The following is a 15,121-nucleotide window of genomic DNA, read 5'->3' as shown; positions in this document are numbered from 1 at the left end:
GGACGCCCCCGACTCTGAGGTAGAGTTTCCGAGGCTCCTGCGGGGGCCATCGGGCTGTAGCGCAGCTTGGTAGCGCACTTGACTGGGGGTCAAGGGGTCGCAGGTTCAAATCCTGTCAGCCCGACCGATGTACTTGCAGGTCAGAGGCCGTTTCCGGAGTTTCTGGGATCGGCCTCTGCTGCTGCCCGGAACCGTGATGACACGAAACTGACACGAGCTACGCCGGGTGTGTCACAGGCCCGCCCGCTGCATCGCGTCGCGCACCCGTTCGTGCTTGCCCGTCCTTCATCGCGCGGGCGTACACCTGCGTCGTGATGTGCACCGAGGCGTGCCCCATGATCGTGGACACCAGCGGGATCGATAGCCCAACGTCGATCAGGTTGGAGCCGAAGGCGTGCCGGGCGTCGTGCAGGCGAACCACCGGCACGCCAGCTGTCCGGCACATCGCCTTGAACCGGTCCGAGCACCGGGGGCTGACAGGCCGCCCGAGCGCGTCCACGGCCACCAGGCCGCTCTCCTCGACCCGGCCCGCGTCCTGGGCGCTGTTCAGCTGTGCAGCACCTGCCCGGTCACGGAGCACTTCCGAGCTGCGGGCGACGACGAGCCGGACGGCATCTGGGGCGGCATCCCACGCTCACCGGCCATGCGGCGGGCCCTGAAGGAAGCCCTGGCGGCGGAGGCTCAGAGTGTCAGTGGTGCCCCGTAGCTTGGGCCGTGGAGTGTCGTACAGCGGGGCCCCTCCCGGACGGTCGCCAGGGAGGGGCCTCGCCCTGTGTAGCGGCCTACACCCATTGAAGGGGCGCGATGCCCTACACCGGAGGGCCGCCTTCAGCGGGGTGCTCCCGGTCCCAGAGGTACAGGACGAGGGTGACCATCCCCACGAACCCGAAAGCTCCGGCCACCCAGTTCCCCGCGGTGTCGTCGATGAGCAAGCTCAGGACCGGCTTCGCCACGAACAAGCCCACAAGGAACAGGGCGAGCGGCGCCTTCCATGTCTTGACGCGGGGCATCGGGCTCCCTGCCTGTTCTGCGTCCGCCGTGGGCAACCCGCACGCTACCTCGCGCATCGGAGCGCCGCCTGGCCTACTGCTCGCCCTCCGGCCCGTCCCCGACGCGCTCCATGGCGTCGAGCCGGTCTGCCGCCTGGGCGGCACGCCTGGCCCGCAGAGCTGCGACGGCGCCCGGGTGGATCGTCTCGACCGGGACGGTCCGGCGTCGCTGCTGCGACTTCGGTTCGTCCACCGTGTCGCCGCCGGACGGGAGGGCCGAGCGACCAAGGATTGCAGTGAGCCTTCTGCCGCGCGATGCGCTTCTCCTCCCAGTCGAGCAGTTGGTCGAGTCGCCAGCGGTCGGGGTGGGTCATGACCGGCGGCAGTGACCTCGTCCCTGGCGGAGGCGTGGGACCACCGCGTCCCAGCTGGATACGTCGGCCCAGGCGCCCTGTACGAGCACGATCGTTGGGCGGGTTTCGGTCGGCGTTGTGGTGGTCGTCATGTCGCCTGTCCTGTCGCTGGTGGTGAGCGTTCAGTGGGAGTCCCTCAAGCGTGGATTGGTCCAGGTCCCGTGAGTGGACCGGACGCGCGAGAGCCTCCTCCCGCGGGGACGATTCGCACGGGAGGGTGCTCTCGTGGCGGGAGGGTTACGCGTGTGGGGTGTGACCAGGTAGAACGTGGGGGATGAGCGCTGTTCTCGATGAGCCGGGCGGGTCTGTGATCGCGGACCTGAGCCCGGGTGTGTGGGTGGTCCTGGGCAGCGCACCGTCGGGTGACTCGACGGGTGCACCGGCGGACGCTGCGGGGGCCGTTGTCGTCCCGGTCGTGGTCGGGTCTGGTGTTGCGCCGGGGGCGCCGCGGACGTTGTCGCGGTCCGCGGTTTGGCTTGAGGGACGCCCCGACGGTGCGGTGCGGGTCGTGGCTGCGCAGCGGCACGGGACGGTGCTGCTTGACCGGCACCGGTGGGGGCAGGAGGCAAGTCTGCCGTTCGGTGGGGAGCACGTGCTCCGGTCGGGGGTGTTCACGGTTGAGCTCGTCAATGGGGGGTCGTTGGCGAAATTCGCGGTGACGACCGGGTTGGGTGATGTGCGACCGCCGGGGGTTGACGGGCAGATAGATGGAACGGCGCCGCGGTGGTCGCGGCGGGACGTGTTCAACCCCGCGGTGCCGGCACGGACGGTCGCGGCGCTTTGCGTGCTGGCGTGCGGGTGGCCGGGTCCGGTGCAGTCGATCGGGTCGGCGAAGCTGGTGGGGCACATGGTTGACGACCTGCTCGGGTTGAAGAAGTCGGACGGGTTCCTCACGCGGCGTCTGGACCAGGCGCTCGCGGATCTAGGAGTGGTGGTGTTCCCCGGGCAGGACACGGTCCCGACGATCGCGGAGCAGATGCTGCGGGGCGGAATGCTCGAGGACGCCGTGTATGTCGAGCTGGGGCAGCTCCTGGAGCAACGCCGCCGTGAGGGTGCCCGCGCGGTGGCGGAGCGTGCACGTGCTGAGCATGGGCGCACAGCCCGTGTGCGTCCGGCGCCGCCTCAGTCGCCACCGTTTGGGGGTGCGCAGCGATGAGGGCTGGGCAGCTTGAGCAGATGTGTTGGTCGCGGTCCTGGGGCCGGACACCGGTGGTGGGCTGACGTCCATCCCGCTAGACCTGGGTGTCAACGTGGCAGCCGCATCGGCGCCGCCGTCCGGCGGTGACGAACCGGCGAGCTCGCCCGCAGCGCCTCCCGCCATAACGCCGCACACGGATGCGGTGAACTACCCGCGGGCGCTCAGGCTGAAGGGTCGGGCCAGCGTGTCGGGGCGTCGATGACGGGCGTCTCGACTCCTTCATAGACGGGAAGAATGTGGGTCTCGATCTCCGCGTCCGTCATGGTGCGGAGGTTCGTGGCGAGCGCTGCAACGTCCGCGGCGATAGCCGACGACGACCCGTCACGTGGTTGTCCCTGCCACATCTCGTGTACATCACGCGCGGGCCACTCGTTTTGAGGCATGCTTGAGAGGTCGGCGAGCGCGCGGTCGGCGGGGAGCGAAGCCCCGCGTTTACCCCACGAATTCAAGGCTCGGCGACGCTCAACAACAGTCAACGATGCGCGATGTTGACCGCCGCGGATCGCGTAAATGCGCAGATCACCTGCGGTTTCACCAGATGGTGCGAGAAGTCGGGGGAGAGGTTGTCCGCGCCGGGATTCTTCAAGGGGTCGCGGGTTCAAATCCTGTCAGCCCGACCGGTGAACGCACAGGTCAGGGGCCGTTTCCGTAGTCACGGAGACGGCCCCTGATCTCGTTCGGGGAGTCACGCGGGGAGTCACGCTCCGCCGCCGGGGAGTGAGCCGAGACCGTGCGCTCGGCGGCGTGCGGTTCGAGCAGGAGAGGCTTGTGTGGCCCGCGTGCCTCAGTGCACTCGGTCTGACGTGAGCGACCGCGTCGAAGCTCTTCACTCTCGGCGTCCCGTGTCGTTCGGTGTGAGCGATTCGCACGGCGGGGGCAGTGGACCTAGACCCCACGCGGACCTTGTTCGCCGCCGGCAAGGGTCGGTGCGCTGGTTGTGCCTCGGGGTCGCGGTGACCGGGTGGCTGGTGTGGGGTGTCACTTCTCCGGTGCCGCTGGGGTCATGCTTCGGGGGCGCTCTTGATGACGGTGAGCTCATGGATCTCGTCGACCTTTTCCAGGACGTCGGCGACGTTGGCGTCCTCGTTCTGGATGACCTCGATGCGGGACGCCTGCCACGCCGCGAGGTGACCTGCGACATTGGCGTAGATGGACACCAGGGCTAGGTAGAGGATCGACGCCTGCTTCCACGCATCGGGTGCCCAGATGTAGACCGCGATCACGGGCGGGAAGTTCAGCAGCCAGAAGATCGTCAACCACCCGTTGATCTTGCGCATGAACACGGGGTCCTCCTGGATGGAGGCCCACAAGCTCTGTGCCACGGTCATCAATGCCACGCACCTTCGGTTTCGGGAATTTGTCGTCGACGCATTTTGCGCGGTACTCGCAGCATCTGGGAGCGCGTTGCGCCTGGTGGGAGGGGTAGAGCGGCCAGCGGCGGACCGCCCGCGGGAGCGCGAGTCGCAGGTTCACGTGCGGTGAGAGGCCGCTCGCCGAAGGCCCACAGGGTCCTTCGCGACCCGGCCGCGGATGCCCCGTCGCCGGATGACCGGCGGTACGGGTCAGGACCTCGGGCCTGCGCGGCTCTCGAGGGCTTCGATGACGGTCTCGGCGATGTCGATGTCGTACAGCCTCTCGACGCTCTGGAACCCGCCGGGACTCTCCGGGTTGATCTCGACCACCTGGCTGCCGATCACGTCGATGCCCACGAGGAACAAGCCGTCGGCGACGAGCTTGTCGCCCATCGCCTCGACGACGGCGAGCTCGGCCTCACCGACCTCGAGGGGCACCGACCGACCGCCGGTGCTGATGTTGGCGCGCGGGTCGTTGCCGGTGGGCACGCGTCGGAAGGCGGCCGGCCTGCCGTCGCGCTCGAGGATGCGGCCCTCCAGCAGGAAGATCCGGGCATCGCCGTCCGTGGCTCCGTCGATGAACTCCTGGACGATGGCGTAGCCGTCCTGCAGCACCGCCTCCGTCATCTGCGCGAGGTTGGTCTCGCCCGGGCCCTCGATCATGAAGACATTGCGGCCCTTGGCCCCGTACAGCGGTTTGACGACGCAATGGCCGACTTCGGCGACGAACTGCTCGATCGCCTCCGGATTTCGTGTGACCAACGACCGTGGCCGGATCTTCTCTGGGAACTCCTCCAGGTAGAGCTTGCTGGTCGCTCGATGGAGGGTGTTCGGGTCGTTGACCACCGTCACACCTCGGGCCGCGAGCATCTGTCCGAACACCACGCCCATCGGGCTGGCCCACGGGCGCTGCTGGAGGTCGTCGATCGACTCGTTGCGCAGGAACAGTGCATCCAGGTCGTCCATGACGACCCGCTCGGCGTCGCGCGCCTTGATCCCCTGCATGAAGGTCGCGAGGGTGTCGTCGTTCTTCCATCTCGCGGCGCGAGCCCCGGCAGTGAGCAGCCCGTCGCTGCTGCCGAGCTCGAGGTCCCCGAGGCCGACATACCAGGTTTCGTGCCCGCCCTTGGCTGCGGCTCTGGCGAGTCGGGTGGTCGTGTACTCGTCCACCTCGGTCTCGACGTCGTTGACCAGAAATGCGATCCTCATGCCGCCACGTCTCCCTCGTAGAGGTCGGTGACCGTCGCCCCCGCGCGCAGCCTCTCCAGACGCTCGTGCGTACCGGGCATGTCCAGCCATCGTGGTCGAACCCACGGCGCGTGGAGCACCTCGCGGTCGAGCAGGTCCTGCACCAGGGGGATGTGGTCCAACGCGAGCTTGCCGACGAGCAGGACGTCGAGGCTGCTGCCCTCGGCGAGTGCGTCGAGGATGCGCGAGATCCCGCGCAGGTAGATCGCGTCCTTGACCCAACCGCCCCCGACGACGACACGGATAGCGATGGACCACGCGGTCCGTGCCGGGATCCGGTGGTCGGCCCGCAGCGACTCGAAGATGTCCAGGAATCCCGCGCCGTCGAGCAGCTTGCCGACCGCGACCACTCGCGCCGCGAGGACGCGCAGTCGCCGCGGGTCCAACCCGCCGGTCAGGTACTCGGCGAGCACGGCGAGGCCCTCCTGCGTCTCGTCGTAGCCGGGCAGGCCGATGGTCAGCAGCGTCAGTGGCTGTCGGGCACCGTTCTGGTAGGTGACCACGTGGGTGCCGACCTCGTGGTGCAGCAACGGCTCGACCCGGTCGGCCCGGAAGGCCGCGGACTCCGGGATGAGCAAGCGGCCGAAGGAGACCATCAGCTCGGAGATGTCGTCCCGTACCTCGACACGGACCGGGAAGTCCGGGTACACGGCGCGGTAGCGCTCGAACTCCGCACGGGCCGCGTCGGCGAACGCCCCGGCGGTGACGGTCTGCGTGCTGGGCGCCTGCGGGGGGATGGTCTCGAGCAGTTCCTGGGCCACCGCGGCCAGCGGAGGGGCCACCGTTCCGTAGAGCTGGAGCGACCCGTAGAGGAACCGTGACGTGTCGCGGTCCTCCAACGCGGTGATCTGCCGGGCGATCTCGTCCCTCTTCGCCCGGAAGAGCGTGTGCAGCGCCGGGTCGTCCACCTTCTCGACCTCGAGGTCGTACAGGTCCCGCTGCGCCAGGTCCGGGTCGAAGTCCAACGGCCGCAGCCGCAGCGTGGGGGCCGTGCCGAAGTCACTGCGTTCGAAGTCCGCCCAGGCCTCCGCCGCGTTGAGTGGCGTGACGTTGACGAGCAGGTTCACGCGGCGCTCGATCTCGGTCAGCCGGGCGTCGACGTCGAGCGCGGGCGCCAGCTCATCCAGAGACTCAAAGCCATCGTTGTGCACGTTCGTCATCGTTAGCCGCTCCTGTCGTCAGGCCGGGATTGCGGTTCGGCACAGATCACGTCCTCGGGATGTCGCCCGGCGCCCATCGAGCAGCCGCCCCAAAGAAGAACTCGCTTTCACGTTTGGGCCGCGTAGGTGCGGGTCCGCGCTCATCTCCCATGACAGGAAAATGGCACTGCAGGACGACGACGGCGCGGCGCGCGCCACTCTTCATCCTTGCGGGTGACCCGGCGCGGGGTCAGTTGGTGACCGAGCGGCGGCCGCCGACGCGGATCCAGATCAGCAGCACGATGATCGCGCCGATGATCGACCCGATGAGGCCGGCGGGCTGCAGGAAGCCGTCGTCGGCGTCCTTGTGGAACAGCAGGTAGCCCAGCAACCCGCCGACGAACGACCCGATGATCCCGATGACGATCGTCATGGCGATGGACAGGTTCTGCTTGCCGGGGACGATGAGGCGCGCGAGCAGCCCGGCGATGAGCCCGACGATGATGATGGTGACGATGAGTCCCAGCATGGTGGTGCCTCTCTAGTCGRTACGTACCGCACGACYTCACCACCCCTAGGGYSGGTGCRGYACACCCCTAGGGGSGTMTACGGTCGAGSSRTGMCYCRGTCTGGACGACCCATCACGGTTGCGCTCGTCGACGACTACGACGTGGTGGTCCTGGGCGTGGCCAAGATCCTGGACCAGTACCGMGATCGCGTGGTCGTGGCGGAGATCGACACCAACAAGCCGGTCGAGGACGTGGTCGACGTCGTGCTCTACGACGCGTTCGCGCAGCCGGAGTCCGACCAGCACGAGGTSGGCGTCCTGGTGCGCAACCCGAACGCGCGCCGGGTGGTCGTGTTCACCTGGAACTTCCATCCGGACCTCGTTGCCAGTGCCCGAGAGCAGGGTGTGCGCGGGTACCTGTCCAAGGCGCTGCCCGCGCGTGAGCTCGTCGCGGCCCTGGAGGCAGTGCACGCCGGCGAGGTGGTGATCAGCGAGGTCCCGGGCCGCGCGCGTCCGGCGAACGGGCTGGACTGGCCCGGGCGCGGGGAGGGGCTGACCGACCGCGAGGCCGAGATCCTCGCGCTGATCACGCAGGGCCTGAGCAACGCCGACGTCGCCGCGCACACCTACCTGAGCCCGAACACGGTGAAGTCCTACATCCGCTCCGCCTACGGGAAGATCGGCGTGGAGAGCCGGACGCAGGCGGTGCTGTGGGGCGTCGAGCACGGCTTCCTGCCCGACCACCGCCGCATCGACCACTGGCGCGGCGGCCCGTAGAGGGCCAGGTGTAGCTCGCCGTGACGTGTGAACGCGGTCTGAAGAGACGGCGCTGCCGATGCCGGTGTGGGGTCGGTGGTGGTTGCTGTGACGCAGCCAGGCGGCGCAGGTAGCTGCACGGGCTTCGTCATGGACGTAGGCCGTGGCGTAGGCCGTGGGCGGGCGCGGATCCAGAACGCCGCGGCGGTCTACTTGCGCTCGTCGGAAGGGTCTCGGAGTAGGCCAGCCGGGAGTGGTCGTCGACGGCGTGGTGGATGAACCGGTATCCGCGTGGGGTCGCCGCTCCGGCCCGGGCTGCGCGGTCCTTGGCGACACCGACTCCCTGCCCAGTGCGGTGTGTGCCCCCGTGCGGCTGCCGTCGCGGGCGATCGATTGTGGGCATACGTTCAGTTCTTCATGGGCGTGCAAGGGTGCTCGCCCTCAGCGATGGGCGGTACCGCATGTGGCTCCACAAGCTGTGGCTGACGGTCCGCAACAGCCTGTGGCTCGTGCCCGTGCTGTTCGTTCTCGGTGGCGTCGCCCTGGCGCTGGTCACCATCACCATCGACCGCCGATTCGACTACTCGTTGATCCCGACCTCCGTGGTGGGCGGCCCGGAAGCCGCGATCGCCACACTCTCGGTGGTCGCGGCCTCCATGGTCAGCATGGCGGCATTGGTGCTGACGATCACGATGGTCGTTGTCCAGCTGGCGATGGGACAGTTCTCTCCCCGTATCGTGCAGCGACTGCTGCGGGACAAGCCCAGCCAAAGCGCCATCGGGCTGTTCGTCGCGACATTCGCCTTCGCGATCGTCGCGCTGCACGAGGTGACGTCCAACGGCGACGGCACCGGCCATGTGCCCGGGACCGCCGTGCTCACCTCGTTCGTGCTCGTCATCATCAGCATCGCGATCCTGATCGTCTACGTGCACCACATCGGGCAGTCGCTGCGGGTCTCGAGCCTGATCGAGCTCGTCGGCGAGCAGACCCGCAAGCTCCTGGACGAGATCTACCCAGACAAGGGAGAAGGCGCCCCGGAGGACGGCCGGCGTCTGCTGCGTGCGCCGCAGTCGGGTGTCGTCACGGTGATCGGGTACCAGCATCTGGTGGACGAAGCCACGAAGGCGGGCTGTGTCCTCGAGCTGCTGCCCGCGCTCGGTGAGTTCGTCCCGTCCGGGGCTCCGCTGTTCCACGTGCACGGCGAGCCAGTCGACCTCGACGAGCGCAAGGTCAATGAGGCTGTCGTCCTGGGTCTCGAACGGACGCTCGATCGAGACGCCGCGTACGGGTTGCGCCTGCTGGTTGACATCGCGCAACGCTCGATGTCCGACTCCCCGCTGCAGGACCCGACCACTGCGGTGCAGGCGATCGACCGCCTGCACGACTGCCTGCGTCAGATCGCCCGGCGGCCGTTGTCGGACGGCATGTACCGGGATGCCGACGGCGAGATTCGACTGATGGAGCCGGTGATGGACTGGGAGGCCTACGTCCACCTCGCCTTCGACGAGATCCGCATCGTCGGCGCCACGTCGCCGCAGGTCTCCCGGCGCCTCACCGCTGCACTGAGCGACCTCGCCGATGTCGCGCTGCCAGACCGCGCGGCTGCCCTCGAGCGCCAGCTCGCACTGCTGGGCGAGACAGTCCGGGAGTCAGTGCCCCGGGCCGGTGATGTTGAGGTCGCGCTCGGAGCCGACCGCCAAGGCCTCGGTGTCGCCGCGGGCGACGGAGAGCGTCGCCCGTAGCGCGGGTAGGAGAAAGCGGCGCGACGCTCGTGCGGAAATCCCGAGCTCCAGACAACGCGAGCGGCGGGCGGCCGCATCCCAGAAGAAGACCGCCGACTCTCGGACGGCTCGAGGGCCAAAACCGCAGTCGCGGGGGTGGATTTGTCGGAAATGGGGTGTCTGACGGCGCCTTTCGGAGCATTCTTGTCTCCAGCGTGGCCATCCCGACCGCGCACCCCTTGGGCATCCATGTTCGAGAGAGAGACACGCCATGAAGACTGCGTATCGGGTCCTCGCCTACCTCGTTGCTGCGGGCGTCTTCATCCAGGCCGGTCTGATCGCCCTGGCCTGGTTCACCGCCATCAACGACGTCGACAACGGAGCGATCATCGACTCGAGCTATGAGGGCAACTTTGCGCACTCGGCGCACGGCACGGTCGGGATGATGGTGATCCCGCTCATTGCGATCCTCTTATTCATCATCTCGTTCTTCGCCAAGTTTGCCGGCGCCGTGCGGTTCGCGGCGATCATCCTCGGTCTCGTCGTCCTGCAGGTCGTCCTGGCGTTCGTCGCGTTCGGCGCCCCGGTCGTCGGCGCCCTGCACGGGATGAACGCGCTCGTGATCCTGGGCCTGAGCATCACCGCCGCGCAGCGGGTTCCGCGAGTGAAGTCGGCGCCCGCGCCGGCTGACGCCCTCGCTTGACGGCATGACGGAGCAGGCGGCCCTTCGACGCAGGCGACAGGTCGTTGCCGGCGTCGTGGCCGCGCTGCTCGTCGTCGCTCCGCTCGCGTGGTTCTGGTGGACCAGCCTCGTTCCGGCACACGCCTCCGTGATGGACATGGGCTATGAGGACCTGGGCGTGGCGACCACGACGACGCACGGGCACGGAGGCTCCGACGTGCGCGGCCCCACGGTGAGCGTCGCCGACCTGACAGGACCGGCCGACGGCGCCCCGGACGTCGACGTGACCCTCACGACGGACCGCGGCGACGTCGAGCTCGCCGACGGGCGCAGCGTGCCCGGCTACACGGTCAACGGGTCGTCGCCAGGACCGACCATCGACGCGACCGTCGGGGACCTGGTCCAGGTCACCTTGGTGAACCGGTCGGTTGCGGACGGAGTGACGTTGCACTGGCACGGCGTCGACGTGCCCAACGCGGAGGACGGCGTCGCGGGTGTGACGCAGGACGCCGTGCCGGAGGGCGGCCAGCACGTCTACCGCTTCGTCGTCGACGACGCGGGCACGTTCTGGTACCACTCGCACCAGGTGTCGCACGCGCAGGTCCGCGGGGGACTGTTCGGTGCGCTCGTCGTGCACCCTGTGGCGACCGCCGATCACGACGTCGACGTCGTGGCGCTCGCGCACACGTACGGCGCGACTCCGACGGTCGGCGGGAACCCGGGCCCGATGCGGGTGCCCGCCGACCCCGGGGCGACTGCGCGGGTCCGCGTGATCAACACGGGTTCGGGGGTCCTGCGCGTCTGGGTCCCAGGCGCGAGCTACCGTCTGCTCGCGGTCGACGGGCGCGACGTGAACGGCCCCGGCGCGATCGATGGCCTGGCGGTCGTCGTGGCCGCAGGCGGCCGAGCAGACGTCGAGGTCGCAGCCCCGGACGACGGCACGGCGGTGCGCGTCCGGCTCGGGTCGCTCTCGGTGCTCGTCGGCGGCGGCGACGCCGTGGACGGCGCGGATCCGCGCGCCACGCTCGAACTCCTCGACTACGGGACGCCGGCTGACGTCGGCTTCGACCCGCAGGCGGCCGATCGACGATTCACGTACGCGATCGGTCGTCGGCCCGGATTCGTCGACGGTCTGCCCGGACTGCAGTGGACGATCAACGGGCACACGTATCCCGACGTCCCGATGTTCATGGTGAGCGAGGGCGACGTGGTCGCCATGACCATCCGCAACTCGAGCGGTCAGCCGCACCCGATGCACCTGCACGGGCACCACCTGCTCGTCCTCTCCCGCGACGGCCAGCCGTCGAGAGGTAGCCCGTGGTGGGTGGACTCGCTGGAGGTCGAGAACGGCCAGACCTACGAGGTCGCGTTCGTCGCCGACAACCCCGGGGTCTGGATGGACCACTGCCACAACCTCCCGCACGCGCAGCAAGGTCTCGTCGCTCACGTCGCGTACACGGGGGTGACCGAGCCCTTCCGGCTGGGTGGCGACGCCGACAACGATCCCGAGTGACTCGCTGTCCCAGCGGTGGCGCGGGCGGCGGCTCAGCCGGTCAGAGCAGCGGACTCGGTCTGCGAGACCTCACCCTGGCCGAGGACGGCCCTCACGTGCGTCCTGGGTGCCGAGGCGGTGGTCAGCCCAGTGCAACGGCGCTTTGGAACCCGAGCGGTGTGAAGCCCAGGCGGGCCGCCAGTCGGTCTGACGCCGTGTTCCCTACTCTGCTGCGCCACTGCACGACGAGATCCGCGTTCAGCGCCTCCGTCATGGCCGCCACCGATGCTGCCGCCGCGTAGCCGCGTCCGCGTTCTGCCGCATCGGCAGCAACGCCGATGTGCGCGATGTGCGCACCCCACTGCTCGTAGCCGGCGATCGCGCCGATGGGGCCTGCCGGCGTGACTGCTCCCCATCGCTGCGGCATGGAGGAGAGTCCGCTCTCGTCCCACTCCTCGGCGTGGATGCTCGATCGGAGTTGATCGACCATCGCTGGCTCAACACTCGTGATGGGGATGCTCGGCCGCTCGACTGGACGCCCATCGCGAAACGCGAGCCTGGCTGTGCCGATGGGATGCGGGTCGAACTCCCCGAGCCTCGCGGCCACGGCTGGCGCATCGAGGAGAGCCCGAACTCCGAGACCTTCGAGCACGAGCGTCACGCGCCGGGGTGCAACGACCACGCAGGACTGGCCAAGTCGGAGGACCACGACGGCGGTCGCCGCCTCCCGTGGGAAGAACTGAGTCCCCGCTGAGGTCAGTGCGTCAACGGGCAGGGCGAGCCGCTCGGCCCATCCCACCTGGACGCGCCTCAGTCCGGAGGGTGACAGGGCCGAGGAGGACGCCAGAGCGGGGTTCGACGACACACGCGTCATCGTGCCAGGGCGAGCGCGTCGCACAGTGTCGGTGTTCTCGGAGCGCCGCGCGCGAGGCCGACCCGCGACCGACGAGCTCACCGCGTGGCCGCACGGCGCTGACGCACGACTCGACCTGGTGCTATTCCGTTTGTGGGGGACTCTCGCCATCATGAGGTTGAAGACGGAGGCGATCCCGATGGGCATCGTTCGACGGGCCGCAGTGGTGATGGTGTCGATCCTTCTTGTCGCGGGGTGCACGGCGACTCCGCCCCCTGCCGTGGAATCGACGACCGCGATCCCCGCGGCGGAGCCGGGTTCGTTGCCCTCGCCTACGCCGGACGGGACGGTGGAAGGGTCCGAACTCGTCACGATAGACACCGACGTGTACGGACTTCTGCCGGTTGCGGATTCACCGGACTCGATCGTTGCCTGGGCGGAGGACTACTGCGAAGTCGCGAACCTCTCGCCGTGCACGGGTGTTGCGGATCGCGCCGTTGCCATGTGCATCGAGAGACGGGACTGCCACCCGGCCGTGCTCGTTCCGTTCGACGAGGGAACAGCCGCATTCCTCTTCGGCGGTAATTTCCAGGACTCTCAGGTGATCGCAGTATGGCGTCCCGAATCCGACCCCGATGTCGCGCAGTACGGCGGCGCACGGAAACTCCTTGAGGCCTACCTTCACACCGTGGAGGTGTACCCGAACCCGGCGGTTGGGAACAGCTAGCCGTCAGCCCGACCTGCCTCAGACCCCGCGCACGAACATCTCGGTGCGCGGACCGGCTCCGGCGAGAGTTCTCCTGCTGGCCCGGTGCGAGGCAGGCACAGCGATCAGCGGGGCCAGGCCGCCAGGCTCAACGGCGCACCTGGTAGCGCACGTGAAGCACGCCGGTGCCCTGGATCACCGCGTCGGGATCCTCCAGCAGCTGCTGTGCGTGCACCGACCCGAAGTAGCGCTTGCCGGACCCGAAGACGACGGGCGCGACGTCCATGCGCACCTCGTCGACCAGGCCCGCGGCAAGGACCTGGCCGCCGACGTCGCCGGCGGCGACCTCGACGGTGCGCTCACCCGCAAGCTCTCGCGCGGTGGCCATGGCGGACTCGACGCCGTCGACGAAGTGGAACGGCGCCTCGGGGTCCCAGCCGTCGGGCGGCGGCCGGTGGGTCACCACGACCACGTGGTCGATCCCGCTCGGAGGCTTCCCGTCCCAGCCGTCCGTCAGGTCGAAGACGTGGCGGCCGACGAGCGTCACCCCGATCTGGTCCCAGTAGGGCCGGGTGTAGTCGAAGGACGTCTGCGACACCGTCAGCGCGCCGCTCTCGTCCAGCGGGACGTCGCCGCTGGTCAACCACTCGAAGAGCGGACCGGGCTGGTCGTTCTCGTCCGCGATGAAGCCGTCCACGGACACCGAGCCGTACATGACCACCTTGCCCATAGGGCTCTCCTCTCCTCGGCCGCACCTGAGTACCGGGTTCTACGGGAAGCGCTCGTCGCCCGTCGGCTCGTAGTGCGGCACCGCGTTCATGCTGTGCCGCAGCTGCGACAGCTCCCCGTACATCCGCTTCCTCACGCGGCTCTGGTTGCCCAGCGGACGGTGCTCGGCGATCGTGTGCCACGGGTTGTACGACAACCGCTTCGCGAACTCCATCTGCGCGGGGGAGTCGAAGGTCTGCCTCGGCAGGCGGAGCGTGGCGACGGGCACGCGCGGTGACAGCTTCTCGGGCCAGAGCACGCCGGCGTTCTCGATCGGCATGAGGTGCGGGTCGGTCTGCATCTGTATACGCACCTCCAGCTCCACGTCCCCCTCCGCCAGCGACGTGACCATCGCCTCGCGCAGGTAGTCGTCGGGCGGACGGAACGGCAGACGCGGGACGCGAGTCCTCGTTCTCGACGTCGGCCAGACGGAGTAGGACATCGCCTGCCCCTCGCCCATCAGATACGGCACGCAGCTGAAGTAGGGCGCCTCGAACGGGCTGCTCTGGGTCTTGGTGTAGAGCCCCTGCATGACCATGTCGAGCACGTGCGGAGCGCGCAGGTTCAGGAAGTAGAAGAGCTGCGCGTTCTGCACGCTCCAGCGCTGGAGCGCGGCGTTCGCCCTCGCGTCGGGCGTGACGAAGGTCGGGGTCGAGACACCGAACATGTCGAGCGTGTGCCGCTCGTCCTCGAGCAGCTTCGGCCCCTTCACGCCCATGAGCTTGATGCTGATGCTCAGGAAACCGACGTCGTCGATGTCGGGCGTGATGTACGGCCCCGGCCCGGAGAAGCGCACCCACGCCTTGAAGGTCTGCGGCTTCGCGTAGATCCCGCGCCGCAGGTGCTCGGGCAGGTCGTCGTGGACCGTGAACTCGCCCCGGCAGATGCCGTGCGTCTTGGTGTTGCCGCCGCGCTCGACGCCGCCGGGCTTCCACAGGTCGGTCATCTGTTGCGTGAAGCTGCGCACGATCGAGTCGGTGAAGGCTTCCTCGTCGACCATCATCCTTTCCTGGGCGATCCTCAGGTGCTGGTCGCGGCGCTTGACGTTGATGACCGAGGTGGTGAGCCGCTCGAGCCGGGTCTTCAGGAGCGCGTCGAAGGCCGGGCGGACGAACGGGTCGAAGCGGCGTTCCAGCCGGAGCAGTGCCCCGCTGGTGTCGGCGACGAAGTCGCGCCAGGCCACGCCGGTGGCGGCGCGCGGCTGCGGGCGGCTGGCGTTGGAGCTCGTCGTCGGGGGGGTCACGACCGGCAGCCTCGAAGATCCGCCCAGCGTGTGTCCTGGCCGTCGGATCGCAT

At 68.8% G+C, this 15,121-nt stretch carries 16 protein-coding genes and 1 tRNA gene; 7 read left to right on the top strand and 10 right to left on the bottom strand.

The window, feature by feature from the left end:
- The first annotated feature begins 50 nt into the window (after nucleotides 1-50).
- Nucleotides 51-124: transfer RNA gene (locus AC1DZC_RS03370), tRNA-Pro, on the top strand.
- A 93-nt stretch (nucleotides 125-217) separates the two neighbouring features.
- Here AC1DZC_RS03370 and AC1DZC_RS03365 read toward each other — a convergent pair.
- From AC1DZC_RS03365 to AC1DZC_RS03355, 3 genes are all read right to left on the bottom strand, one after another.
- The gene (locus AC1DZC_RS03365) at nucleotides 218-505 is read right to left on the bottom strand and encodes a tyrosine-type recombinase/integrase (protein ID WP_477042243.1); all 288 of its coding nucleotides are present in this window, start codon (nucleotides 503-505) and stop codon (nucleotides 218-220) included.
- Nucleotides 506-809: 304 nt separating this feature from the next.
- Nucleotides 810-1,010: a hypothetical protein gene (locus tag AC1DZC_RS03360; RefSeq protein ID WP_477042242.1), complete on the bottom strand. Its 201-nt coding sequence runs from the start codon at nucleotides 1,008-1,010 to the stop codon at nucleotides 810-812.
- Between the two features lie 73 nt (nucleotides 1,011-1,083).
- Nucleotides 1,084-1,242, bottom strand: coding sequence for a hypothetical protein (locus tag AC1DZC_RS03355; protein WP_477038968.1), 159 nt, complete (start codon nucleotides 1,240-1,242; stop codon nucleotides 1,084-1,086).
- 668 nt (nucleotides 1,243-1,910) lie between these two features.
- Here AC1DZC_RS03355 and AC1DZC_RS03350 point away from each other — a divergent pair.
- Complete coding sequence (locus AC1DZC_RS03350) at nucleotides 1,911-2,558, top strand: hypothetical protein (protein WP_477042241.1); 648 nt, start codon at nucleotides 1,911-1,913, stop codon at nucleotides 2,556-2,558.
- Between the two features lie 1,043 nt (nucleotides 2,559-3,601).
- Here AC1DZC_RS03350 and AC1DZC_RS03345 read toward each other — a convergent pair.
- From AC1DZC_RS03345 to AC1DZC_RS03330, 4 genes are all read right to left on the bottom strand, one after another.
- A complete protein-coding gene (locus AC1DZC_RS03345; RefSeq protein ID WP_477038966.1) occupies nucleotides 3,602-3,928 on the bottom strand; it encodes a hypothetical protein in 327 nt (108 codons plus the stop codon).
- Nucleotides 3,929-4,162: 234 nt separating this feature from the next.
- Nucleotides 4,163-5,161, bottom strand: coding sequence for an ATP-grasp domain-containing protein (locus AC1DZC_RS03340; RefSeq protein ID WP_477042240.1), 999 nt, complete (start codon nucleotides 5,159-5,161; stop codon nucleotides 4,163-4,165).
- The gene (locus AC1DZC_RS03335) at nucleotides 5,158-6,360 is read right to left on the bottom strand and encodes a flavohemoglobin expression-modulating QEGLA motif protein (protein WP_477038964.1); all 1,203 of its coding nucleotides are present in this window, start codon (nucleotides 6,358-6,360) and stop codon (nucleotides 5,158-5,160) included. Before AC1DZC_RS03335 ends, AC1DZC_RS03340 begins: the two co-directional genes overlap by 4 nt.
- A gap of 229 nt (nucleotides 6,361-6,589) precedes the next feature.
- The gene (locus AC1DZC_RS03330) at nucleotides 6,590-6,868 is read right to left on the bottom strand and encodes a GlsB/YeaQ/YmgE family stress response membrane protein (protein WP_477042239.1); all 279 of its coding nucleotides are present in this window, start codon (nucleotides 6,866-6,868) and stop codon (nucleotides 6,590-6,592) included.
- A 141-nt stretch (nucleotides 6,869-7,009) separates the two neighbouring features.
- Between AC1DZC_RS03330 and AC1DZC_RS03325 the strand changes: the two genes are divergently transcribed.
- The 4 genes from AC1DZC_RS03325 to AC1DZC_RS03310 all read left to right on the top strand — a co-directional run bounded on the left by AC1DZC_RS03325 (nucleotide 7,010) and on the right by AC1DZC_RS03310 (nucleotide 11,519).
- A complete protein-coding gene (locus AC1DZC_RS03325; protein WP_477042238.1) occupies nucleotides 7,010-7,624 on the top strand; it encodes a response regulator transcription factor in 615 nt (204 codons plus the stop codon).
- A gap of 410 nt (nucleotides 7,625-8,034) precedes the next feature.
- Nucleotides 8,035-9,345 carry a DUF2254 domain-containing protein gene (locus AC1DZC_RS03320; protein ID WP_477042237.1) on the top strand — a complete coding sequence of 437 codons (1,311 nt, stop codon included), beginning with the start codon at nucleotides 8,035-8,037 and terminating at the stop codon, nucleotides 9,343-9,345.
- A gap of 250 nt (nucleotides 9,346-9,595) precedes the next feature.
- On the top strand, nucleotides 9,596-10,027 hold the full coding sequence (locus AC1DZC_RS03315) for a hypothetical protein (RefSeq protein ID WP_477042236.1): 432 nt from the start codon (nucleotides 9,596-9,598) through the stop codon (nucleotides 10,025-10,027).
- Nucleotides 10,028-10,031: 4 nt separating this feature from the next.
- Entirely contained in the window at nucleotides 10,032-11,519 is a 1,488-nt protein-coding gene (locus AC1DZC_RS03310) for a multicopper oxidase family protein (RefSeq protein WP_477042235.1), read from the top strand.
- Between the two features lie 121 nt (nucleotides 11,520-11,640).
- Here AC1DZC_RS03310 and AC1DZC_RS03305 read toward each other — a convergent pair whose 3' ends face one another.
- On the bottom strand, nucleotides 11,641-12,159 hold the full coding sequence (locus AC1DZC_RS03305; RefSeq protein WP_477042234.1) for a GNAT family N-acetyltransferase: 519 nt from the start codon (nucleotides 12,157-12,159) through the stop codon (nucleotides 11,641-11,643).
- A 364-nt stretch (nucleotides 12,160-12,523) separates the two neighbouring features.
- On the opposite strand from AC1DZC_RS03305, the gene AC1DZC_RS03300 reads away from it, so the two are divergent.
- On the top strand, nucleotides 12,524-13,078 hold the full coding sequence (locus AC1DZC_RS03300) for a hypothetical protein (RefSeq protein ID WP_477039290.1): 555 nt from the start codon (nucleotides 12,524-12,526) through the stop codon (nucleotides 13,076-13,078).
- A 127-nt stretch (nucleotides 13,079-13,205) separates the two neighbouring features.
- Here the strand turns inward: AC1DZC_RS03300 and AC1DZC_RS03295 are convergent, their stop codons facing one another.
- On the bottom strand, nucleotides 13,206-13,787 hold the full coding sequence (locus tag AC1DZC_RS03295; RefSeq protein ID WP_477039291.1) for a dihydrofolate reductase family protein: 582 nt from the start codon (nucleotides 13,785-13,787) through the stop codon (nucleotides 13,206-13,208).
- A 39-nt stretch (nucleotides 13,788-13,826) separates the two neighbouring features.
- On the bottom strand, nucleotides 13,827-15,068 hold the full coding sequence (locus AC1DZC_RS03290; RefSeq protein ID WP_477042233.1) for a catalase family protein: 1,242 nt from the start codon (nucleotides 15,066-15,068) through the stop codon (nucleotides 13,827-13,829).
- Nucleotides 15,069-15,121 lie beyond the last annotated feature (53 nt).

The sequence above is a fragment of the Cellulomonas sp. P2_B4 genome, assembly GCF_056404795.1.
Note: the sequence above shows the minus strand (reverse complement) of the source record. Positions and strands in the feature narration are given on the sequence as shown.

Excerpts from the sequence above, each read along its gene's own strand:
- AC1DZC_RS03360 (WP_477042242.1), bottom strand. The coding sequence starts at position 1,010 with ATGCCCCGCGTCAAGACATGGAAGGCGCCGCTCGCCCTGTTCCTTGTG.
- AC1DZC_RS03345 (WP_477038966.1), bottom strand. The coding sequence starts at position 3,928 with ATGACCGTGGCACAGAGCTTGTGGGCCTCCATCCAGGAGGACCCCGTG.
- AC1DZC_RS03340 (WP_477042240.1), bottom strand. The coding sequence starts at position 5,161 with ATGAGGATCGCATTTCTGGTCAACGACGTCGAGACCGAGGTGGACGAG.
- AC1DZC_RS03335 (WP_477038964.1), bottom strand. The coding sequence starts at position 6,360 with ATGACGAACGTGCACAACGATGGCTTTGAGTCTCTGGATGAGCTGGCG.
- AC1DZC_RS03330 (WP_477042239.1), bottom strand. The coding sequence starts at position 6,868 with ATGCTGGGACTCATCGTCACCATCATCATCGTCGGGCTCATCGCCGGG.
- AC1DZC_RS03315 (WP_477042236.1), top strand. The coding sequence starts at position 9,596 with ATGAAGACTGCGTATCGGGTCCTCGCCTACCTCGTTGCTGCGGGCGTC.
- AC1DZC_RS03310 (WP_477042235.1), top strand. The coding sequence starts at position 10,032 with ATGACGGAGCAGGCGGCCCTTCGACGCAGGCGACAGGTCGTTGCCGGC.
- AC1DZC_RS03300 (WP_477039290.1), top strand. The coding sequence starts at position 12,524 with ATGAGGTTGAAGACGGAGGCGATCCCGATGGGCATCGTTCGACGGGCC.
- AC1DZC_RS03295 (WP_477039291.1), bottom strand. The coding sequence starts at position 13,787 with ATGGGCAAGGTGGTCATGTACGGCTCGGTGTCCGTGGACGGCTTCATC.